The 21,464-nt window shown below is 71.3% G+C and carries 17 protein-coding genes; 7 read left to right on the top strand and 10 right to left on the bottom strand.

Going from position 1 to position 21,464, the window contains the following annotated elements:
- Window positions 1–20: 20 nt before the first annotated feature.
- The 4 genes from ACIOHC_RS10530 to ACIOHC_RS10515 all read right to left on the bottom strand — a co-directional run bounded on the left by ACIOHC_RS10530 (window position 21) and on the right by ACIOHC_RS10515 (window position 8,040).
- Entirely contained in the window at window positions 21–2,270 is a 2,250-nt protein-coding gene (locus ACIOHC_RS10530) for a WD40 repeat domain-containing protein (protein WP_351076108.1), read from the bottom strand.
- Between the two features lie 215 nt (window positions 2,271–2,485).
- Window positions 2,486–3,403, bottom strand: coding sequence for an RNA polymerase sigma-70 factor (locus ACIOHC_RS10525; protein ID WP_351076111.1), 918 nt, complete (start codon window positions 3,401–3,403; stop codon window positions 2,486–2,488).
- A gap of 41 nt (window positions 3,404–3,444) precedes the next feature.
- Window positions 3,445–4,602 (bottom strand): FAD-dependent oxidoreductase, encoded by a 1,158-nt coding sequence (locus ACIOHC_RS10520; RefSeq protein WP_351076145.1) that lies wholly within the window; start codon window positions 4,600–4,602, stop codon window positions 3,445–3,447.
- A gap of 147 nt (window positions 4,603–4,749) precedes the next feature.
- Window positions 4,750–8,040: a S41 family peptidase gene (locus tag ACIOHC_RS10515; protein ID WP_351076114.1), complete on the bottom strand. Its 3,291-nt coding sequence runs from the start codon at window positions 8,038–8,040 to the stop codon at window positions 4,750–4,752.
- A 165-nt stretch (window positions 8,041–8,205) separates the two neighbouring features.
- On the opposite strand from ACIOHC_RS10515, the gene ACIOHC_RS10510 reads away from it, so the two are divergent.
- Both ACIOHC_RS10510 and ACIOHC_RS10505 read left to right on the top strand, forming a co-directional pair.
- The gene (locus tag ACIOHC_RS10510; RefSeq protein WP_351076116.1) at window positions 8,206–8,778 is read left to right on the top strand and encodes a TetR/AcrR family transcriptional regulator; all 573 of its coding nucleotides are present in this window, start codon (window positions 8,206–8,208) and stop codon (window positions 8,776–8,778) included.
- A 138-nt stretch (window positions 8,779–8,916) separates the two neighbouring features.
- A complete protein-coding gene (locus ACIOHC_RS10505) occupies window positions 8,917–11,127 on the top strand; it encodes an MMPL family transporter (protein ID WP_389636601.1) in 2,211 nt (736 codons plus the stop codon).
- A gap of 304 nt (window positions 11,128–11,431) precedes the next feature.
- Here the strand turns inward: ACIOHC_RS10505 and ACIOHC_RS10500 are convergent, their stop codons facing one another.
- A complete protein-coding gene (locus tag ACIOHC_RS10500; RefSeq protein WP_351084704.1) occupies window positions 11,432–11,797 on the bottom strand; it encodes an SsgA family sporulation/cell division regulator in 366 nt (121 codons plus the stop codon).
- Between the two features lie 180 nt (window positions 11,798–11,977).
- Between ACIOHC_RS10500 and ACIOHC_RS10495 the strand changes: the two genes are divergently transcribed.
- From ACIOHC_RS10495 to ACIOHC_RS10475, 5 genes are all read left to right on the top strand, one after another.
- On the top strand, window positions 11,978–13,036 hold the full coding sequence (locus ACIOHC_RS10495; protein WP_365690791.1) for an energy-coupling factor ABC transporter permease: 1,059 nt from the start codon (window positions 11,978–11,980) through the stop codon (window positions 13,034–13,036).
- A 1-nt stretch (window position 13,037) separates the two neighbouring features.
- Window positions 13,038–13,799 carry a cobalt ECF transporter T component CbiQ gene (gene cbiQ, locus ACIOHC_RS10490; RefSeq protein WP_351084708.1) on the top strand — a complete coding sequence of 254 codons (762 nt, stop codon included), beginning with the start codon at window positions 13,038–13,040 and terminating at the stop codon, window positions 13,797–13,799.
- Window positions 13,796–14,566, top strand: coding sequence for an energy-coupling factor ABC transporter ATP-binding protein (locus ACIOHC_RS10485; RefSeq protein ID WP_401842311.1), 771 nt, complete (start codon window positions 13,796–13,798; stop codon window positions 14,564–14,566). Before cbiQ ends, ACIOHC_RS10485 begins: the two co-directional genes overlap by 4 nt.
- Before the next feature lie 66 nt (window positions 14,567–14,632).
- On the top strand, window positions 14,633–15,796 hold the full coding sequence (locus tag ACIOHC_RS10480; protein ID WP_351084760.1) for a serine hydrolase domain-containing protein: 1,164 nt from the start codon (window positions 14,633–14,635) through the stop codon (window positions 15,794–15,796).
- On the top strand, window positions 15,793–16,593 hold the full coding sequence (locus tag ACIOHC_RS10475; RefSeq protein WP_351084712.1) for an SDR family NAD(P)-dependent oxidoreductase: 801 nt from the start codon (window positions 15,793–15,795) through the stop codon (window positions 16,591–16,593). Before ACIOHC_RS10480 ends, ACIOHC_RS10475 begins: the two co-directional genes overlap by 4 nt.
- A gap of 180 nt (window positions 16,594–16,773) precedes the next feature.
- Here ACIOHC_RS10475 and ACIOHC_RS10470 read toward each other — a convergent pair whose 3' ends face one another.
- The 5 genes from ACIOHC_RS10470 to ACIOHC_RS10450 all read right to left on the bottom strand — a co-directional run bounded on the left by ACIOHC_RS10470 (window position 16,774) and on the right by ACIOHC_RS10450 (window position 21,434).
- A complete protein-coding gene (locus ACIOHC_RS10470; RefSeq protein WP_351084714.1) occupies window positions 16,774–17,361 on the bottom strand; it encodes an RICIN domain-containing protein in 588 nt (195 codons plus the stop codon).
- Window positions 17,362–17,557: 196 nt separating this feature from the next.
- Window positions 17,558–18,409 carry an EamA family transporter gene (locus tag ACIOHC_RS10465; RefSeq protein ID WP_401842308.1) on the bottom strand — a complete coding sequence of 284 codons (852 nt, stop codon included), beginning with the start codon at window positions 18,407–18,409 and terminating at the stop codon, window positions 17,558–17,560.
- Complete coding sequence (locus ACIOHC_RS10460) at window positions 18,406–18,903, bottom strand: YbaK/EbsC family protein (protein ID WP_351084718.1); 498 nt, start codon at window positions 18,901–18,903, stop codon at window positions 18,406–18,408. The genes ACIOHC_RS10465 and ACIOHC_RS10460 overlap by 4 nt, the downstream gene beginning before the upstream one ends.
- Before the next feature lie 112 nt (window positions 18,904–19,015).
- On the bottom strand, window positions 19,016–19,453 hold the full coding sequence (locus tag ACIOHC_RS10455) for a hypothetical protein (protein ID WP_365690798.1): 438 nt from the start codon (window positions 19,451–19,453) through the stop codon (window positions 19,016–19,018).
- A gap of 346 nt (window positions 19,454–19,799) precedes the next feature.
- Entirely contained in the window at window positions 19,800–21,434 is a 1,635-nt protein-coding gene (locus ACIOHC_RS10450; RefSeq protein ID WP_351084723.1) for a penicillin-binding transpeptidase domain-containing protein, read from the bottom strand.
- Window positions 21,435–21,464 lie beyond the last annotated feature (30 nt).

Below are 21,464 nucleotides of genomic sequence, written 5' to 3'. Positions count from 1 at the left end.
ACGGGCGGGATGTGCCTCGATCAGCGGCGTGCCAGGGCCACGACCTCCCGGTCGAAGCCCACCACCAGCCGGCCGCTCGGTGTCACCGCCACGGCGCGTACTTCCGAGGGGAACAGCAGCTCCGGGCCCATCTGCCGGCCGGCCGTCAGGTCCCAGAACCGGACCGTGCCGTCGTCGCCGCCGGTGACGGCGGCCGGACGTCCCTCCAGCGTGGTGACAGCCACGGCCCTGACCGGTCCGGTGTGCCCGGTGAGCAGGCCGTCGAGCCGGCGCGCGGCGAGGTCCCACATCCGCACCGTGCCGTTGTGGCAGCCGGTGACCGCCACCGGACGGTCCCCGACCACGGCCGCCGCCACGGACAGGCCCCAGTCGCCCCCGGCCAGCGGCTCGCCGACGGGCTGCCCGGCGGCCAGGTCCCAGATCCGCAGCGTCTCGTCCTTGCCGACGGTGACGGCGAGGGGGCGGTCGTCGACCACCGTGGTCGCCATGGCCCACACCCAGTCGGTGTGCCCGGTGAGAGGTTCGCCGAGCGGTCGCAGCGTCGTCAGGTCCCACAGGCGAACGGTCTTGTCCCATCCGCAGGTCACGGCGACGGGCCGCTCCGCCAACGCGGTGACGGCCACCGCCGTGACCGGCCGGGTGTGACCCTGGAGAGCGCCCACCTGGCGACCGGTGGCGGTGTCCCACAGGTGGATCTGTGTGTCGCAGGCCGTGAGGGCGACGGTGCGCCCGTCCAGCTCCGCAGTCGCCAGCGCCTTCATCGGCCGGGTGTGCTCGGTCAGGAGGCGGCCGGTGCTCACGACTGAGCCTGTGTCCAGATCCCATGCCCGTACCGCACCGTCGTCGCCGGTCGTGAAGGCCATCGGACGCCCCTCGGCCACCGCCGTCGCCGCCGCCCTCACCGGTCGGCCGTGGCCCGCGACGGGTGAACCCGGCAGGTCGCCGGGGCCCAGCCGCACCACCTCGACCGTCTTGTCCTCGAAGGCGGCGAGGACGACCGGACGGCCATCCACCTCCGCGGTGGCCACGGCAAGGATCGCGGAATCCGTACCGTGGCCCAGATCGTCCAGTACCTCCCCGGTGGCGGGGTCCCACACCTCCAGGGTGGGGCTGGGGTCGCACTCGTCGAGCCAGCCGGCCGTGACGGCGGCCGTCCGGCCCTCGACCAGTGCGGTGGCGATCACGGTGACGCTCTGCTGCTGTGGCCCCCTGCGGGCCCCCTTCATCGGCTCCCGCGAGGCGAGATCCCACCAGCGCAGTTTCCCGTCGGAGCCCGCGGCGAGGGCGGCCGGACGGCCCTCCACCACGGCGGTAGCCACCGCACGCGCCTCCCGGTCCTCGCCCGTGTCCAGCGGACCGACCGGCCGTCGGGTGGCCAGGTCCCACACCTGTACGGCCCGCTCCTTCTCGTCCCAGCCCGTGGTGACGGCGACGGTCCGGCCCTCCACCACCACGGTGGCGACACCGGTCGCGGCCCTCTGGGATCCGGTGAGGGGTTCCCCCAGCGGCGCGAGCGCGGCAAGGTCCCAGACCCGCACCACGCCGTCCCGGTCGCCGCTCACGGCTACCGGGCGGCCATCCACCATCGCGGTGGCCACGGCGCACACTGCGCCGCTGTGGCCGGTGAGGGGCTCACCGATGCGACGGCCGTCAGCCAGGTCCCACACCTGAACCGTCTTGTCCTGGCCGCCGGTCACGGCAACGGTGCGGCCGTCCACGAGGCAGGTGGCCACAGCGGTGATGCCGGACGTGTGTCCGGTGAGTGGTGCGCCGACCTGCCGACGGGTGACGAGGTCCCAGATCCGTACGGTCCTGTCGGTGCTCCCGGTGACGGCGACGGCCCGGCCTCCCAGTACCGTCGCGGCCACCGCCGCCACCTTGCCGGTGTGGCCGGTCAGCGTGTGCAGCGGCCGGTCGGCCCGGTGCAGTTCGCCGCTGGAACCGGTGGCCCAGTCCACCACCCAACGGACGTCGGGACCTCCCTCGACCGGCACGTCGGAGATCCGTCGGGACAGGTCCCGGTCGCCGAACCGTGCCGCGGCCAGCGCGAGCAGGTCACGTCGTCCGTGCGGGCTCGCGTCACGGCGGGGGTCCTGGTTCGACAGCCGGTACACCGCCGCGGCCAGCCGCGCCGCGGGGCTCACCGCCTGGTCCAGGAGCGCGTGGATATCTTCCCGAGCCCCCCGTACGAGGAACGCCGGGTCCGACAGCCGTGCGTCCACCTCCGCAGCCTCGGTCAGCACGGCGGCGAACCGCTCAGTCCCGTTCAAGGATGAACACTCCGATCTTCATTTGCTCGTCGCCTGAGCGGCCGTACCAACCCAACGCCGCCACTCCTGCTGGGGGTTGAGGGGAAGCGGGCGTGGAGACATCGGCCCGGCGAGCGCCCGTGCCAGGAAGTTTTGCCGCACTCCGGAGGCTCGTACAACAGTTCGTCGTGCACGTTGTTGTGATGCTCCTCACGCAGCGGACCACCGCAGGGCGCTCACCGCAGGGTGAGCGGGGTCTCGGATTCGACGCGGGTCAGCTTCGCCGGGTTGCGGACGTAGTAGAGGCCGGTGATGCGGGCGTTCTCGACCCGCGGTGCCAAAATCCCGTCGATCTCGCCGTCCAGGCGCAGCACGAGTGCGGGGTTGCCGTTGACCACGGTGGGGCCGACGGTGAGTACGCCTGTGGCCTTGCCCGAGCCGCCGATGATGAAGCGGGCCACCTTGTCGGCGCCGATGACCGGCCTCCGCGCGGCCTGTTTGACGCCGCCGCCGTCGCTCATCAGGACCACCTCGGGGGCGAGCACGTCGAGGAGGCCTTGCAGGTCCCCGGTTTCGAGTGCGCGCCGGAACGACTCCAGTGCCGCCCGGGTCTCGTTCGCCGAGACCGCCGCGCGGGGGCGGCGGGCGTCGACGTGACGGCGGGCGCGGTGCGCGATCTGGCGGACGGCCGCGGGGCTCTTGTCGACGGCGGCGGCGATCTCGTCGTAGTCGACGTCGAAGACCTCGCGCAGCACGAAGACGGCGCGCTCCGTGGGCGACAGCGTTTCGAGGACGAGCATCAGGGCCATCGACACGCTCTCGGCGAGCTCGACGTCGTCGGCCACGTCCGGCGCGGTGAGCACCGGCTCGGGAAGCCAGGGGCCGACGTACGTCTCCTTGCGGCGTGACAGCGCGCGCAGGCGGTTGAGCGACTGGCGGGTGGTGATCCGGACCAGGTACGCGCGCTGGTCGCGTACCTGGTCCGGGGCGACCCCGACCCACCGCAGCCAGGTCTCCTGGAGGACGTCCTCCGTGTCGGCCGCCGATCCGAGCATCTCGTAGGCGACGGTGAAGAGCAGGTTGCGGTGGGCGACGAAAGCCTCGGTCGCCGGGTCGGTGGCGTGGTCGTCGCGGTCGTCGTGGTCGTCGTTCACGTCTCGCCTCTCTTCAGCTCTCTGCCACCGGCTCTCGGCTCTCAGGCCGCCCGCCCGACGGCGGCCGGTGCCTTGTCGCGTTCGGGCCGCGGAGCGCTCTTGCGTGCCTCGTTAACCAGCTGGTTGACGGTGGACCTGCAGATGAACTCCTTGAGCTTCGCACCGGGGCGGCCGCCCAGGTAGAACGGGTTCGCGTGGTCGTCCAGGGAGGCGAACTGGAAGATCCCGGTGCGACGGCCCAGGCTGATGCACTGGCCGGCGAACCGCAGGTTGAGGGGCGCGGGCCGCTCGCCCGCGATCCGGCTGAACACCGTGCGGGCGGCGCGCGTGCCCAGCTGGCCCGCGGCCTGGCAGCTCATCCGGAACGGTGCGTCCGCCGGTGCCGCCGCGTCCCCGGCCGCGACGATGCGCGGGTCGTCCACGCTCGTCAACGTCTCGTCCGTGAGCAGGCGGCCCACGGCGTCGGTGCTCAGCCCGCTGCGGGCAGCCAGGTCCGGCACGCCGAATCCGGTGGCCCAGACGGTGACCCGGCTGGGGAGTTCGCGGCCGTCGTCGAGCCGTACGGCATCGCGGGTCACGGCCGCCACCCTCGCGCCGGGGCCTTCGAGCACGGTCACACCGAGTTCGGCGAGGGTCCGGGCGACCGAGCGCCGGCCCCGGGGGTGCAGATACGGGCCGAGAACCTGGCCGCAGACCAGGGTCACGGCGCGACCCTCCTCCGCCAGTTCGGCGGCGGTCTCGATGCCGGTCGGACCGGACCCGACCACGGTCACCGGGGCCGACGCGGGCGCGGCGTCGACGACCGGCCGCAGCCGCCGCGCCTCTTCCAGGGTGGCGATCGGGTGGGCGAACTCCGCCGCGCCGGGCACGTCCGGTTCGGCGCTGCCGCTGCCCACCGCGTAGATCAGGTAGTCGTAGCCGACCGTGCCCCCGGTCGTCAGTGCCACGCTGCGACCGGCCGCGTCGATCGTCGCCACGCTGTCGACCATCAGCCGGATGTTCTCGGCCAGGACTTCCCCGTAGTCGACGACCGCGTCATGGGTGCCGCCGACCAGTTGGTGGAGACGGATGCGTTCGACGAAGTCGGGGCGCGGGTTGATCAGCGTCACGGACACGTTGTCGCGGTGTGCCAGGCGGTTGGCCGCGGTGACGCCCGCGTAACCTCCCCCGATCACGACCACGTCGGTGTTCTTGTCCATGTTCTTGTTCATGGTGTCTCCGTCCGTTGCCCGGTTTCGGCATCAAGACACCGGACGGAGGACCGCTGTGACAGGGCGTGAGGCAGGTCACTCGCGCGGGAACGGAAACGAGAACGAGAACGGGAACAGGGACAGGGGGACAGGGGGTCAACGCGGGGGCAGGGGCGGACGCCGCCGGCCCGGGACGTTGTCGTACGTCGGCGGGGTCGCCGCCGGATGTGCGGCGAGCAGGTCCAGCGCCACCCGTACCCCGTCGTCCAGTACCGCGTACCTTCCCTCGGCCCAGTCGAGCGGGGTGCGCAGCGCCTCCAGGTCCGGTTCGACGCCGTAGTTCTCGATCGACCAGCCGTACGTGTCGAACCAGGCCGCGTTCATCGGCACGGTGATCACCGTGCCGTCGCCCAGCCGGTGCCGCCCGGTCATGCCGACCACGCCGCCCCATGTCCGCTGGCCCACCACCGGGCCGAGCTTCAGCAGCCGGAACACGGCGGTGATCATGTCGCCGTCGGAGGACGTCGCCTCGTCGGCCAGGGCGACCACCGGGCCACGGGGTGCGTTGGAGGCGTAACTGACCGGCTGGGCGTTGCGGGTCAGGTCCCAGCCCAGGATCGTGCGGGTGAGCTTCTCCACCACCAACTCGCTGATGTGACCGCCCGCGTTGCCGCGCACGTCGACGATCAGGGCCGGGCGGGAGACCTCCATGCGCAGGTCCCGGTTGAACTGGGCCCAGCCCGAGCCGCCCATGTCGGGGATGTGCAGGTATCCGCACTTGCCGCCGCTCAGCTCCCGTACGACCTCACGGCGTTTGGCCACCCAGTCCTGGTACCGCAGGGGGCGTTCGTCGACCAGCGGGACGATGGCGACCCGGCGCGAGGGGCCTGCGCCGTCGGCGGGTCGGAAGGTGAGTTCGACCGTGGTGCCGCCCGCCGCGGCGAGCAGCGGGTACGGGCCGGTCACCGGGTCGACCGGGCGGCCGTCGACATGGGTGAGGACCGCGCCCTCCCGGATGCCCGTACCGGCCAGCGGGGAACGGGCCTTGGAGTCGGAGGAGTCGCCGGGCAGGATGCGCCGGATCGTCCAGTCGCCGTCCCGGCACGCCAGGTTCGCGCCGAGCAGCCCGATCGCGCGCTGGTAGTGCGGCGGGCCCTCGTTGCGGCGGGCCGGTGCCACGTACGCGTGCGAGGTGCCCAGTTCGCCCAGGACCTCGCGCATCAGGTCGGCGAACTCGTCGGGGGAGGCGACCCGTTCGACCAGCGGGCGGTACTGGTCGAGCACACCGTCCCAGTCGATGCCGCACATGTCCGGTTCCCAGAAGTACGCGCGGATGATGCGGCCGGCCTCCGCGTAGGCCTGCCGCCACTCCGCCGCGGGGTCGACGTCGTGCAGGATGCGGCGCGCGTCGATGTAGACCGTCGTGTCGCTGTCGGCGATCTCGGTGGCGGGGACGGCGCGCAGCTCGCCCTCGTCCATCACGACCAGCCGGGTCGCGTCGCCGCTGACCGCGAACGAGTCCAGATGTCCGACGAGTTCGGTCTTCCTGGCCTTGGAGATGTTGAAGTGTTCGAGCGTGGGGCGGCCCGACATGTCCGCCGGGTTGGCGAACGTCTCGCCGAGCGCGCCCGAGATCGGCCAGCGCAGCCAGACGAGTCCGCCGCCGCTCACCGGATGCAGGGCCGAGTACTTCGACGCGGAGACCGGGAACGGCGTCACGCGGTTCTCCAGCCCCTCGAACTCCACCGTGACCGTGGACGGCCCCTCGCCCGTGACGGCGTCGACGACGTCGTCGGCAGGGTCGAGACCGCCTGCCGCCGGGCGCCCCTCCGGGGACAGGGCGAACGGGGAGGGGGTCGCCGAGGAGAGCGGCACCAGATAGGGGCGGCAGCCCAGCGGAAAGGAGAGGTCCCCGGTGTGCACGTCGTACACCGGGTCGAAACCCCGCCAGGAGAGGAAGGCGAGGTAGCGGCCGTCACCGGTGAAGACGGGATTCTCGTCCTCGAACCGGCCGTTGGTGACGTCGACGATCACCGGCGATCCCGTCCCCAGGATGCGGGCCAGTTTGATCTGGCGCAGCGACCGGCCGATCCCGGGGTGCGACCAGGTCAGCCAGGCGCCGTCCGGGGAGAACGCCATGTCACGGACGGGGCCGTTGATGGAGCGGATCAGTTCCACGGGCTCGCCCGTGGACGTTTCCTCGTCGGTGTCCAGGAGCAGCAGCCGTCCGTCGTTCGTGGCGATGGCCAGGCGTTCGCCGTCCGGGTCGGCGATCAGTTCCTGGACCCTGCCGACGTGTCCGGAGGCCAGTCGGCGGGGCTCGCGGTCGCCGCTGGCGCGCGGCAGGTACGCGATCTCGATCGCGTCCTCGCCCTCCGCGTCCGTGACGTAGGCGACCTGGCCGCCGCTGCCGAGCATCTCCGGCAGCCGGACCCGGACCCCGGGGGTGTCGGCGATCGTCCGGGCGGGGCCGTCGCGGTGGGTGAGCCAGTACAGGCTGCCGCGTACGCAGACGGCGCTGGCCCGGCCCGTCTCGTCCACGGACAGCGAGTCGACGTTGGTGGCGGCCGGCACCTGGTACGTACGCCGTCCGGCGCGCGGCCCGCCGAGCCGTACCTCCAGCTTGCGCGGCACCGCGTCGGGCGACGCCAGGTCGTCCACCAGCCACACGTCGCCCGCGCACTGGTAGACGACCCGGCGGCCGTCGCTGGAAGCGTGCCGGGCGTAGAAGGCGTCGTGGTCCGTGTGGCGGCGCAGATCGCTGCCGTCGGGCCGGCAGGAGTACAGGTTGCCGACGCCCTCGTGGTCGGAGAGGAACGCGATCCGGCCGCCGACGAACATGGGCGAGTCGAGGTGTCCGCCGATGTCCGGGAGCAGCCGCTTGCCGTGCAGCCACAGCCGGCCCATGGCGCCGCCCCGGTACCGCTTCCAGGAGGCCGGTTCGTGCGGCGGTTTGCCGGTCAGCAGCAGGGTGCGCCGCTCGCCGTCGATGTCGGCGACGGCGATGTCGGAGACGGGCCCCCAGGGCAGCTTGCCGCCGGGGCTGCCGTCGGTGGGGACGGTGTAGGCCCAGGAGATGTGCGCGAACGGCTGGTTGTGCGAGGACACGGCGAGGATCTGCGCGGCGTCCCCGGGGTCGGGGGTCCAGCCGCAGACCCGGGCGTCCGTGGACCCCCAGTAGGTGAGCCGGCGCGCCGGGCCGCCCTCGACCGGCGCGAGATGGATCTCGGGGTCGAGGCTGCGCCAGGTCGTGTAGGCGATCCTGGTCCCGTCGGGCGAGAACCGCGGATGGCTGACCCTGGTCCGGTCGACGGTCACCCGCCAGGCGCGGCCGGGCCGCTGCCCCTCCGGGGCGAGGGGGGCGACCCAGAGGTCGTCCTCGGCCGCGAAGCAGAGCAGATCGTCGTGGAGGTGCGGGAAACGGAGATACGCGACGTCGTCACTCACCCTTCAATGCTTTCCGCGTGTGTGGGCCCCGGCAACTTGTGGTGCGGAACACAAGCGAAACGATTTCGTTTCGCTGGGCGGGCGGGGTATCGTCGATGTGTACGAAACAGTTTCGTTCGATTGACTGATGTACGAGACCGAGAAGCGGGAACGAGAGGTCGGCACATGGCACGCACGCGGCTCACGCCCGAGCGCGAGAGCGAGCTGTACGCCGCCGTGCTCGACCTGCTCCGCGAGGTCGGCTACGACGCCCTGACCATGGACGCCGTCGCCGCCCGTACCCATGCCAGCAAGGCCACCCTCTACCGCCAGTGGGGGAGCAAGCCCGAGCTGGTCGTCAAGGCCCTGCGGCACAACAAGCCGGTGTCCCTCGCGGAGATCGACACCGGATCGCTGCGCGGTGACTTCCACGCCGTGCTGAGTCGCAGCGACGACTGCCAGATGGAGAAGAACTCCGCGCTGATGCGGGGTCTGAGCCATGCCGTCCACGACAATCCCGATCTGCTCCAGGCCCTGCGCGAACTGCTGATCGAGCCGGAGATGACCGGCCTCGACACACTGCTGCGCCGAGCCGTGGACCGGGGTGAACTGCGTCCGGACCATCCGGCGCTGAAATATGTACCGCACATGTTGGTCGGCGCCTTCACCGCCCGGCATCTGGTCGAGGACCGCCCCGTCGACCAGGCGTTCCTCACCGACTACGTCGACTCCGTGATTCTCCCCGCCCTCGGAGTCTGACCCCTCCCGTCCCCTTCGCGCGATCCGTCCCCTTCGCACGGCCCCCTCCCCAAGCCCCACCTGACACGCCGCTCTCGTCGTCGGGCTGGTTCCTCACGCCCTTTTCCACCCACACGACCTGACCGGGAGTACGCCTCCGTGGCCACATTCCTCTACAAACTCGGACGGCTCGCCTTCCGGCGCCGCCGCTATGTCGCCCTGATCTGGGTGGCACTGCTGGCCCTCGCCGGATTCGGCGCGGCCTCCGCGTCCACCGCCACCTCCAGCTCCTTCTCCATCCCTGGCACGGAGGCGCAGAAGGCCTTCGACCTGCTGGAACAGCGCTTCCCCGGCGCCAGCGCCGACGGTGCGACGGCGCGGGTCGTCTTCAAGGCCCCCGACGGCCAGAAGATGACGGACCCGGCGAACAAGGCCGAGGTGAACAAGATCGCCGACGAGCTGAAGTCCGGATCGGACCAGATCGCCTCGGTCACCGATCCGTACACCGGGAACGCCGTCAGCAAGGACGGGTCCACGGCGTACGTCTCCGTGTCCTACAAGGTCAACTCCATGGAGCTGACCGACGGGACGCGCAGCGCTCTGGAGGACGCGGGCCACGCGGCGCAGAAGAGCGGGATGACCGTGGAGATCGGCGGTGACGCGCTCCAGGCGATGCCGGAGACCGGGGTCACCGAGATCATCGGTGTCGCGATCGCCGCGGTGGTGCTGGTCATCACCTTCGGCTCGCTGATCGCCGCCGGACTGCCGCTGCTCACCGCCCTGATCGGGGTCGGCATCGGGGTCTCGACGATCACGGCACTCGCGAACGTGCTCGACCTGGGCTCCACCACCTCCACCCTCGCGATGATGATCGGCCTCGCGGTCGGCATCGACTACGCGCTGTTCATCGTCTCCCGCTACCGTGCCGAACTGGCCGAGGGCCGGGAGCGCGAGGAAGCTGCCGGGCGGGCCGTCGGCACGGCCGGTTCCGCGGTCGTCTTCGCCGGCCTCACCGTCGTCATCGCGCTGGTCGGCCTCGCCGTCGTCAACATCCCGATGCTCTCGAAGATGGGCTTCGCCGCGGCCGGCACGGTCGCGATCGCCGTCCTCATCGCGCTCACCCTGGTCCCGGCCATGATGGGCTTCGCGGGCAAGCGGGTCATGGGACGCAAGGCGCGCAAGGCCGCCGAGGCCGAGAACCGGCCCGAGGCGAAGCCGAACATGGGCACCCGCTGGGCGCGGTTCGTGCTGCGCAGGCCGGTGTGGGTGCTGCTGGTCGGCGTCCTCGGCCTCGGCGCGATCGCCGTGCCGGCCGCGTCCCTGGAGATGGGCCTGCCCGACGACGGCTCCCAGCCCACCAGCACCACCCAGCGGCGCGCCTACGACCTGCTCTCCGACGGGTTCGGCCCCGGGTTCAACGGGCCGCTGATGGTGGTCGTCGACACCGCGCACAGCTCCGACGGCAAGACCGCCGCCAAGCAGGTCTCCGACGAGATCTCCGGCATGCCGGGCGTCGTCGCCGTCACCCCGGCCCAGTTCAACAAGGCCGGCGACACCGCGATGATCACCGTCGTCCCGAAGGACCGGCCGAGCTCCACCGAGACCGAGAACGTGGTCCACGCCATCCGTGACGCGGGCAAGGACATCAAGTCCGGCACCGGTGCCGAGGTCCTGGTCACCGGTTCCACGGCGATGAACATCGACTTCTCGCAGAAGATGAACGACGCGCTGCTGCCGTATCTGGCGCTCGTCGTCGGCCTGGCGTTCCTGCTGCTGATGCTCGTCTTCCGGTCGGTGCTGGTGCCGCTGAAGGCGGCCCTCGGCTTCCTGCTCTCGGTCGTCGCGGCGCTGGGCGCGGTCGTCGCGGTCTTCCAGTGGGGCTGGCTCGGCTCGCTCTTCGGTGTCGAGCAGACCGGCCCGATCATGTCCATGATGCCGATCTTCATGGTCGGTGTGGTGTTCGGTCTGGCGATGGACTACGAGGTCTTCCTCGTGACCCGGATGCGTGAGGCGTACGTCCACGGCGAGAAGCCCGGGCAGGCGATCGTCACCGGCTTCAAGCACGGCGCCCGGGTCGTCACGGCCGCGGCCGTGATCATGATGGCGGTCTTCGCCGGCTTCATCGGCTCCAGCGAGCAGATGATCAAGATGATCGGCTTCTCGCTCGCCATCGCCGTCTTCTTCGACGCGTTCGTGGTCCGGATGGCGATCGTGCCCGCGGTCCTCGCCCTGCTCGGCCGGCGCGCCTGGTGGCTGCCGCGCTGGCTGGACCGGCTCCTGCCGAACGTGGACGTGGAGGGCGAGGGGCTGCGCGAGCAGCTCGGCGAGAAGCCCGACGCCGAGGGCGAGCGTGAGCCGGCCCTCGTCTGAGCCCGTCGGGTGACCTCCGACCGGGCGATCCGAAGTCACCCGACAGGCTCTGAGCCGGGTCCGGCGTCCCGGACGTGCGGTCCGGGACGCCGCGGTCGGAGCGCGGAGCCTTCGGGGTCCGGGGCCGGTCCGTAGAGCCTCCGGGGTCCGCGTCCGAGCGGAGCGCGGCCCCCGGACGCGCCGGTTACCTGTGGGGACGGGGGACCGGGGCGAATGACGGAAGCCCCCGTGCGAGCGGCACGGGGGCTTCTGCCATGCATGTGTGGGTGTGTGAATGTCGGGCGCGTGTCGCGTCCGCTCCGGGTCACGCGGGTGCGTGGGTACCGACGCCCTCGTCGTCGACGTTCTCGTCGTGCGTACGGTGCAGGAACCGGATCAGCGGCGCGTTGTCGAACTGCACCACCTCCACGCCCTCCTTCGAGCGGATCTCCACGACCAGCTGGGTCCGTCCGCACGGCCACACCCGGATCCCGCCGCGTTCGGCGGGGGAGAGCAGGCCGCGCTCCAGCAGATCGCGGCTGAACGACCAGTCGATGCCGCCGGGGAAGGCGACATGGACGGTGCGCGGGTCCTTGTCGGCGTCGTACAGCAGGTCGACCGGCACCGCTGGGAGGTCGGGGGTGTCATTGACGAGCCAGGCTTCGGCCTGCTCATGGATCACAGGGGGCATGGGCCGACTCCTCCTTCTGTCCGCCTTCGCCATCCAATGTCGCATATTTTCCGCAAACGGCGCGGCGGGGCCAGCTGTGACGTACCCGCTCTTGCGAAGCGTTTGCAACAAGGCCCTATCATTGAGCGGTTCACGACACCGCCCGCAGCAACGCGGCATCGCAGGAAGCGGAGCCCCTCCATGCATGTACCCGACGGATTCATCAACGCGCCCGTCTCCGCCGCCGCCGGGGCCGTCGCCGCGGGTGCGGTCGCCGTCAGTCTGCGGGGCGCCCGGCGGGAACTGGACGAGCGCACCGCGCCGCTCGCCGGTCTCGTCGCCGCGTTCATCTTCGCCGTGCAGATGCTGAACTTCCCGGTCGCGGCGGGCACCAGCGGGCATCTGCTGGGCGGGGCGCTCGCCGCCATCCTGGTGGGGCCGTACACCGGGGTGCTCTGCATATCCGTCGTCCTGCTCATGCAGGGCGTCCTGTTCGCCGACGGCGGCCTCACCGCGCTCGGTGTGAACGTGCTCGACATGGGCATCACGACCACCGTCGTCGCCTACGCCCTCTTCCGCGGGCTGGTGGGCGTGCTGCCGCGCACCCGGCGCTCCGTGACGGTCGCGTCCTTCGTCGCCGCCCTGGTCTCCGTACCGGCCGCGGCCGGCGTCTTCACGCTGATCTACTGGATCGGCGGCACCACCGACATCCCGATCGGCAAGGTCTTCACCGCGATGGTCGGGGTCCATGTCCTGATCGGCATCGGCGAGGCCGTGATCACCGCGCTGACCGTCGGTGCCGTCATCGCCGTACGCCCCGACCTGGTCCACGGCGCCCGCGGACTCACCGCCCCGCTCAAGCTCCGGGTCGAGGGCGAACTCGTCGACGCCCCCGCCCGGCAGCCCGTCGCCCCCGTCGCCGCCCGCTCCACCAGGGGCATCTGGGTCACCGGTCTGATCGCCGCCGTCGTCCTGGCGGGCTTCGTCTCCTTCTACGCCTCCGCCAGCCCCGACGGCCTGGAGAAGGTCGCCGCGGACCAGGGCATCGACAAGAAGACCGAGGAGCACGCGGCCAAGGACTCCCCGCTCGCCGACTACGGCGTCAAGGACATCGAGAACACCCGCGTCTCCGGCGGTCTCGCCGGAGTGATCGGCGTCGGTGCCACGATCGTGGTCGGCAGCGGAGTCTTCTACGTGATCCGTCGCCGCCGCGCCACGGACGCGACCGTCGGAACGCCGCGCACCGGGGAAACCGTCTGACATGGGCGCCGGACACGCACACAGGCTCTACCGGCACGGGCACTCGCCGGTCCACGACCTGCCCCCGCACTGCAAGCTCGCCGCCGCCTTCCTCTTCGTCGTGGTCGTCGTCTCGACACCGCGCGAGGCGATGTGGGCGTTCGCGCTGTACGCGGTACTGATCGGCGCCGTCACCGCGCTGGCCCGCATCCCCGCGCTCCTTCTGCTCAAGCGGCTGCTCATCGAAGTGCCGTTCGTGGCATTCGCGCTGCTCATGCCGTTCGTGGTGCCCGGCGAGCAGACCCATGTCCTCGGTCTCCCCGTCAGCGTCCCCGGCCTCTGGGGCGCCTGGAACGTCCTCGCCAAGGGCACCCTCGGCGTCGCCGCCTCCGTACTCCTCGCCTCCACCACCGAACTGCGCTCGTTGCTGCTCGGCCTCCAAAGGCTCAGGCTGCCGTCGCTGCTCGTCCAGATCGCCTCCTTCATGATCCGGTACGGCGATGTGATCACCGACGAGATGCGCCGGATGTCGATCGCCCGCCGCTCCCGCGGCTTCGAGGCGCGCGGGATACGGCAGTGGGGTGTGCTCGCCAAATCGGCCGGCGCGCTCTTCATCAGGTCGTACGAGCGCGGCGAACGCGTCCACCTCGCGATGGTCAGCCGCGGCTACGCGGGTTCCATGCCGGTGATCGACGAGGTGACGGCCTCCCGGACCCAGTGGGCGCACGCCGCGGTACTCCCCGTCCTCGCCCTCGTCATCTGTCTGTTGGGATGGACCGTATGAGCATGCCCACCGCCCCCGCACCGTCCCTGGAAGTCAGCGGACTCGCCTACGCGTACCCCGACGGCCATCAGGCGCTCTTCGGGGTGAATCTGACGGTCGCCCGGGGCGAACGCGTCGCCCTGCTCGGCCCGAACGGAGCCGGCAAGACCACACTCGTCCTCCATCTCAACGGTATCCTCGGCGCCGGCGCCGGCACCGTCCACGTCGCCGGTCTCCCGGTGGACAAGCGCAACCTCGCCGAGATCCGCCGCCGCGTCGGCATCGTCTTCCAGGATCCCGACGACCAGCTCTTCATGCCCACCGTCCGCGAGGACGTCGCCTTCGGGCCCGCCGCCTCCGGACTGCGCGGCGCCGAACTGGAGGAACGCGTCACCGACGCGCTGCGGCAGGTCGGCATGGAGGAGTACGCGGACCGCCCGCCGCACCACCTCTCCTTCGGCCAGCGCCGCCGCGTCGCCGTCGCCACCGTCCTCGCCATGCGGCCGGAGATCCTCGTCCTGGACGAGCCGTCCTCCAACCTGGACCCGGCCTCGCGCCGCGAGCTCGCCGACATCCTGCGCTCCCTGGACGTCACCGTGCTCATGGTCACGCACGATCTGCCGTACGCCCTGGAACTCTGCCCGCGCGCGGTCGTCCTGAGCGAGGGCGCCATCGCCGCCGACGACCGCACCCAGGACCTGCTCTGCGACGAGGAACTGATGCGCACCCACCGTCTGGAGCTGCCCTTCGGGTTCGACCCGCGTTCCGTGACGGTGAACATGGGGTGACCCGCCCCGCGTTCGACCTGCGACGGGATGCACCATGGGGGGATGAGCGGGAGCGCAGGAGCAGGCGTGGACGTACGGGGCACGGTGGCGGCCGGATTCGAACCGGTCAGGGACGCCTTCGTCCGTAACTTCGAGCAGCGCGGCGAACGCGGAGCGGCCGTCGCGGTCTACCGGGACGGCCGCAAGGTCGTCGATCTGTGGGCCGGCACGAGAGACGTCGACGGAGCCGAACCATGGGCCGTCGACACCGTGCAGATCGTCCGCTCGGCGGGCAAGGGCATAGCCGCCGCCGTACCGCTGCTGCTGCACCAGCGCGGCCAGGTCGATCTGGACGCCCCGGTCGGCACGTACTGGCCGGAGTTCAAGGCCGCCGGCAAGGAACGCGTGCTCGTCCGCCACCTCCTCGCCCACCGGGCCGGAATCCCCGCCCTCGACCGCCCGCTCACGCCCGTCGAGGCGGCCGACGGGATCTCCGGTCCGCAGGCCGTCGCGGCCCAGCGCCCCCAGTGGGAACCCGGCACCGACCACGGCTACCACGCCCAGACCTACAGCTGGCTGATCGGTGAACTGGTACGCCGGGTCACCGGCCGCACCGTGGGCCGCTGGATCGCCGAGGAGATCGCCCGCCCGCTCGGCCTGGACTTCTGGTTCGGCCTCCCGGCCGACGAGGCGCACCGGGTGGGCCGCATCGGCCCCGTCGAACCCCCGGCCGCCGCGGGCAACGGCGGCGCCCTGCGGGTACGCCCCAAGCGGTCCGTCGTCGAGGCGTACCGCGACCCGGAATCCCTCACCCGCCGCGCCTTCGGGGCCATCGACCCCCTGCCCGACGAGAACGACCCCGCCTACCGGACGGCCGAACTCCCCGCCTCCAACGGCATCGCCACCGCCCGAGCCCTGGCCCGCTGCTACGCGGCGATGATCGGCCCGGTCGACGGCCACCGCCTGTTCGCCCCCGCCACGCTCACCCTCGCCCGCACCGAGGAATCGGCGGGCCCGGACCGGGTCCTGGTCGTGAACACCCGTTTCGGCCTCGGCTACATGCTGCACGGCCCGGCGGCCCCGTTGCTGGCCCCCGGCTCCTTCGGCCACCCCGGCCGGGGCGGCTCGCTCGGCTTCGCCGATCCCGAATCCGGCACCGCCCTGGGTTACGTGACGAACGGTCTGCAGAAGGGAGTTACCGCCGATCCCCGTGCCCAGGCCCTGGTCAGGGCAGTACGGTCGGCGCTATGACTCCTCCTCACCCTGCGGGTTCACGGTTCGACGGATACGGCGTTCTCATCACCGGAGCGGGCCAGGGCATCGGCGCCGCCACGGCCCGCCGACTGGCCTCGGAGGGCGCGCGCGTCCTGGTCACCGACCTGGACGCCGATCGCGCCGGACGCACCGCCGCGGCGATACGCGAGACGGGCGCGACGGCCGAGTCGCTGCCCTGCGACGTGGGCGACCGGGCCGCGGTCGAGGCCGCGGTGGCCCACGTCGTCGCCGCCTTCGGCTCCCTCGACGTGCTGGTGAACAACGCGTACGCCTGCGCCGCCGACGCACCGCTCTTCGAGGACGAGCCCGACGAGGCGTGGCAGCGCGACCTGGACATCACGCTCACCGGCCCCTACCGCTGCGCCCGCGCCGCCCTGCCGCACCTGGTCGCCTCCGGCCGGGGCTCGATCGTCAACATCGGCTCGGTCAACGGCGAACAGGACTTCGGCAACCACGGCTACAGCGCCGCCAAGGCCGGCCTGGGCAGTCTGACCCGCACTCTCGCGGGCCACGCGGGACCGCGCGGCGTACGCGTCAACATGGTCGCGCCCGGCACGATCCGCACGGACGCCTGGGCGGGGCGTGACGCCGAACTGTCCCGGGTGAGCGGCCTCTACCCGCTCGGCCGGGTCGGCGAGCCGGATGACATCGCGTCCGCCGTCGCCTTCCTCGCCTCGGGCGACGCGGCCTGGATCACGGGGACGACGCTACGGGTGGACGGCGGGCTCACCGCCGTGAACTACGGCTTCCGCCAGGCGGTTTCGGGGGAGTAGCGCGGCCCGCGCCCGTGCCGCCGGGGTCCGCCCGCGCCCGTGCCGCCGGGCTCCGTCCCCTCAGCTCCCCAGCCGGCGCGCGGCACGGGCATGGCACATCGGGGCTCGGGTGCCACGTGTGTGTGAAGGGGTGGGTGACGAGCCCCCGAGCCCGTCGCCCACCTCTTCGAACGAGAGGCCTTAGCTGTTGGCCACGGGGGTGTCGTCGCCCACGCTGCGCCACAGCCGGTCGGAGCTGGGCTGTGCGATGTTCAGGTAGAGGCTGTCCCAGCTGCCGTCGTTGTACCTGTTCAGGCTGAGGGCGAGGTTCTTGTTGACCACGGGCCGGTACATCCACCAGCCCGTGTGCGTGTCGCCCACCTTCTCGCCGATCAGGCTCCACTTCTGGAGCTGTGAGCCGTCACAGGTCCGGACGACGACGGTCGTACCCCGCTGCGGTGTCGCGGCGCCGGGCTGGAGGCACTTGTTCGCGGCCTCGTTCCTGATCGTGGCCGTGTAGGTGTTGGAGGCGTCCGCCTGCCAGGCCGAGAAGTCCAGTTCCCAGCGCTCGGTGCTGTAATTCCACGCCGGGTCGCGCAGGGTGATGCCGGTGGCGCCCTCGGCGGTGCTGTTGTTGAGCAGGGCCAGGCGGCTCCCGTCCATCTTGTTGATCACGTCCCGGCCGGGACTGGGCGCGGCGGAGGCCGGCGTGCCACTGGCCGCGACGACGCCGCATGTCGCCAACACGGCTGCGGCGAGAGCCAGTACAGGATGATTGCGCTTGGACATGGCAGATGTCCCTTTCGGTGCATGGATGTCCGCAATGGCAGGACTTGGTCATCCAAGCAGTCCGGTTTCCCGCTGAAACGATCATGCTGGGGCGATCAGCCCCTTTTCATCCCATCGGGTCCGCCTCGCCCACAACGCCCGGCGCACGTCGGTCGCACGTCGGTCGCACGTCCTGGAGCCGGGTGCGCCGCCCCACTCAACTCGTGTGCAGCATCAGCCCGATACCGACCACCATCAGCCCCGCCGCCGCGATGCGCGGTGTGCCGAACCGTTCCTTGAAGAACAGTGTCCCTATGGCGGCGCCGACGATGATCGAGGACTCCCGGAGCGCCGCGATCGGGGCCAGCGCCGCCCGGGTCTGGGCCCACAGCACCAGGCCGTACGCGGTCACCGACAACGCCGCCCCCAGCAGCCCGCGCGCGGCGAACGGGCGGAGCCGGGTGACGAGTTCGCTCCGGTGGCGGTGGAGCGCATAGGCCGGGATGGCCAGTCCCTCCAGGATCATCAGCCAGGCGATGTAGCCGAGCGGGGTGCCGGAGGCGCGTACCCCGACCCCGTCCACCGTGGTGTATCCGGCGATGGCCAGGCCGGTCGCGACGGCGGCCAGCAACGCCGGCCAGTCCGGCCGCCTGCCGGAGCCGCGGATGCCCCAGAGGGCGAGCCCGACCAGCCCCGCCGAGGCCACCGCGACGCCCGCCGTGGCCCAGCCGTCCGGGTGCTCACCGACGAAGGCGGCGGCGAGAACCGTGACCACCAACGGCGCCGTGCCCCGGGCGATCGGATACATCTGGCCGAAGTCGCCCAGGGTGAACGAGCGCATCAGCAGCATCATGTACGTCACGTGCAGCGCGGCCGTGACGAAGAGATACGGCCAGGCCCCGGCGGCGGGGAAGGGGACGAAGCAGGCCGCAAGGGCGCCGATCAGCACCCCGCCCCCGGAGATCAGGGTGAAGGAGAGGAGCTGATCCTTGATCGCGTGCGCGATCGCGTTCCAACTGGCGTGCGTGACCGCGGCGATCAGGACGGCGAGCGCGACCTGCGGCGTCACTTCGACTGCTCGCGCACATCCACCAGGGTTCCGCCGGCGTGCGCGATCAGCGACTTGGGGTCGAGGGGGAAGACCGTGTGCGGGGTGCCCGCCGCAGCCCACACCACGTCGTGATCCAACAGCCCGCGGTCGGCCAGCACCCGGGTCCGCGTACGGTGCCCGAAGGGCGGCACGCCCCCGATGGCGTACCCGGTCGTCTCCCGGACCAGGTCGGCCCCGGCCCGCTTGACCTTCCCGGCGCCCAGTTCACCGCGTACGAGCTCCACGTCGACGCGCGAGGAACCGTCCATCAGGACCAGCACCGGGACGCCGTCGGCCTCGAAGATCAGGGACTTGACGATCTCGCTGAGCTCGCAGCCGATGGCGGCAGCGGCCTCGGCGGCGGTACGGGTGGCCTCCGGGAACCGACGGATCTCGACCTGAAGCCCGAGCTCCCGCAGGGCCTCGGCGAATCGGGGGTGGGCTTCGGCGGCGGTGGTGTCAGGAGTGCTCATGCCCCGCACGCTAGCGAACGCGACGCGGGGCGCGCGACGGGGTTGCGCACGTGCGGGGGCGGTGAAGGTCCACCTGGCGGAGCGATGTGGTCGGGCGGACGCCACGGGGTGGCTACGCGTCGCACTTCGCCTTGATCAGCTCGGGAACGTAGCTGCGGACGAACGCGTCCCACTCCTTGCGCCGGTCCTTGGTGCTCACTCTGTCCCACGAACGCTCACCGACGGCGAACTCGGTGACGAGGTAGTCCGTTCCGCGGGCCCGGCAGGGGACGGTCATGAGTGTTCCGTCCTCGGCGACTTGAGCGCTGGAGACGTTTTCGATGTCTGCCGCTTCGGGATTCTTGAGTCGGAGCGAACCCTCCCGGGCGAGCTCGGGCACGTCAATTTTTCCGGATTCCCGGTACACGGCGATCCTCAGAGCCAGCTTCTTGTCGACGTTGACGATGCAACTGCCGATCGAGTCCGGCTTCTTGTCGAAGTCCTCGGGGTACTGCTCGACGTCCTTGCCGACGGGGAGGAGCGGTCCGGTGACGGAAGAGGGGACGTTCATGCCGCAGATCTTCTTGGGCGTGGCGTAGGAGTCCGCTTCCGGCGAGCATCCGGTGACCAGCGCCGCGACAGCAAGCGCGCTCAGACTGAGGTTCGTCTTCTTCGTGATCCCTTACCTGTGAGGCTGCGGGCGGTGACACTCCCGTCCTTGGCGGCACCGCCCAGCTGGCCAACTGTCGCGTAAACCGGTTCGCCGTTGGCGATATCGCGGTTCTCCCTTCTCCGGATATTGGCCAACTCCGTGATACGGGCTTCGACGCCGGTGTGTGTCTCGATGTTGTCCCGTGCGCCGGCTGCCCAGGATCTCGCCCCGGGCAGCGGAGGGCGGACCGTTCACCCCTGCGGTCTCACGACCCGGCGCGCAGCACCGCTGCCACCACCGGGCCCGCCGCGTCGCCGCCGTGGCCGCCGGACTGGACGACCGCCGCGGCTGCCAGGTCGTTGCTGAAGCCGGTGAACCAACTGTTGGACGTGGCCTGGCCGTCCACCTCCGCCGAGCCCGTCTTGGCGCCCTTGTCGCCGCCGACCGAGGCCATCGCGGCCTTACCGGTGCCCCAACTCGCGGTCTGGCGCATCATGTTGGTGAGCTGCTGGGACACGGACGGGGACAGTGACCGGGAGGCGGTGGCGATCTGCCGGCCGTCGAGGTCCCGGTCCACGAGGATCGGCTGGCGGAAGGTGCCGTTCTTCGCGGTGGCGGTGATGGACGCCATGTTGAGGGCGTTCATCTGGACGGTGCCCTGGCCGATGTACTGGGCGGCGGCCTCGCCTTCGGTCTCCTCCGGCACGCTGCCGTCGAAGGTGGCCACGCCGGTCTGCCAGTTCAGGCCGATTCCGAAGACGTCGCGGGCCTCCTTGGCGAGTGCCGCGTCGTCGTTCGCCTCGTCGATCAGCTTGATGAAGGCGGTGTTGCAGGAGCGGGCGAAGCTGGTCGTCAGGGTGCCGTCGGGGATGGAGAAGCCGTCCAGGTTCTTGAAGGTGCGGCCGTAGTACATCGCCGTCGGCGGGCACTCGATCTTCTGGTCGGCCGAGGCGAGGCCCTTCTCGATCAGCATGGCCGCCGTCACGATCTTCATCGTCGAACCGGGCGCCTGCTTGCCCTGCATCGCCGCGTTGAATCCGGTGGCCGGATTGTTGGCGACCGCGCGGATCGCGCCCGTGGACGGGCGGAGCGCGACCACCGAGGCCTGGCTGAACTTCTTCACGGCCACCTCGGCCGCCGCCTGGGCGTCGGCGTCCAGGGTGGTCTGCAGCTTGCCCGGCCTGCCCTTGCTGATCGTCAGCAGGGTCTTGTCCGGGCTGCTCTCGTTCGGGCTCTCGATCCAGGTCTCGACACCGGCGCTGCCGCCGGCCTTCTCCCCGTACTTCTCGCGCAGGGCTTCCAGGACGGGTCCCAGGGAGGGGTACTTCTCCTTGGTGAGCACCTTGCCGTTGTGGTCGACCGCCTCGATCGCCGGCGCGGACGCCTCGCCCGTCTTGAGCGACGCGCCCTTCGCCAGATCCGGATGGACCACGGTGGGGGCCCAGTCCACCAGCGGCCTGCCGGTGGTCAGGCCGCGCACCACGGTCAGCTCGGACGAGTACGACCAGGGCTTGGACCTGCCCTCGAAGGAGACGGTCGCCTTCACCGTGTACGGCACCTTCGAGCCGACCGCCGCACCGGGAGTGATCACCGCCTTCGTGACATGGGCGCTCTCGCGGTAGTCCGTCAGTACCGGTTCGGCCTCGGTCGCGTTGTTGGTGAGCTGCGACGCGACGGCCGCGTCGCCGCTCGCCCAGGCCTCGAGGAACTTCTTCGACGTCTCGCCGATCTCCGCCTCGGTGACCGGCCCCGTCCTCACCTTCGCGGAGGCGGTCTCGGCGTCCGTGCCACCGCCCCCGCCGCCCAGCCCGTCCAGGACGTTGTACGCGCCGTACCCCACCCCGCCGACCACGACCGCGAACACTCCGCCGACTATCGCGACCTTCGCTCCACTGCGCATCCTTGCAGTCCCCCTCCCCAGGAGTTCCCC

This window comes from Streptomyces sp. NPDC088252, assembly GCF_044740965.1.
Taxonomy (GTDB): domain Bacteria; phylum Actinomycetota; class Actinomycetes; order Streptomycetales; family Streptomycetaceae; genus Streptomyces.
The sequence above is the reverse complement of the archived record's forward strand: the minus strand, read 5'-3'. Positions and strand labels throughout refer to the sequence as shown.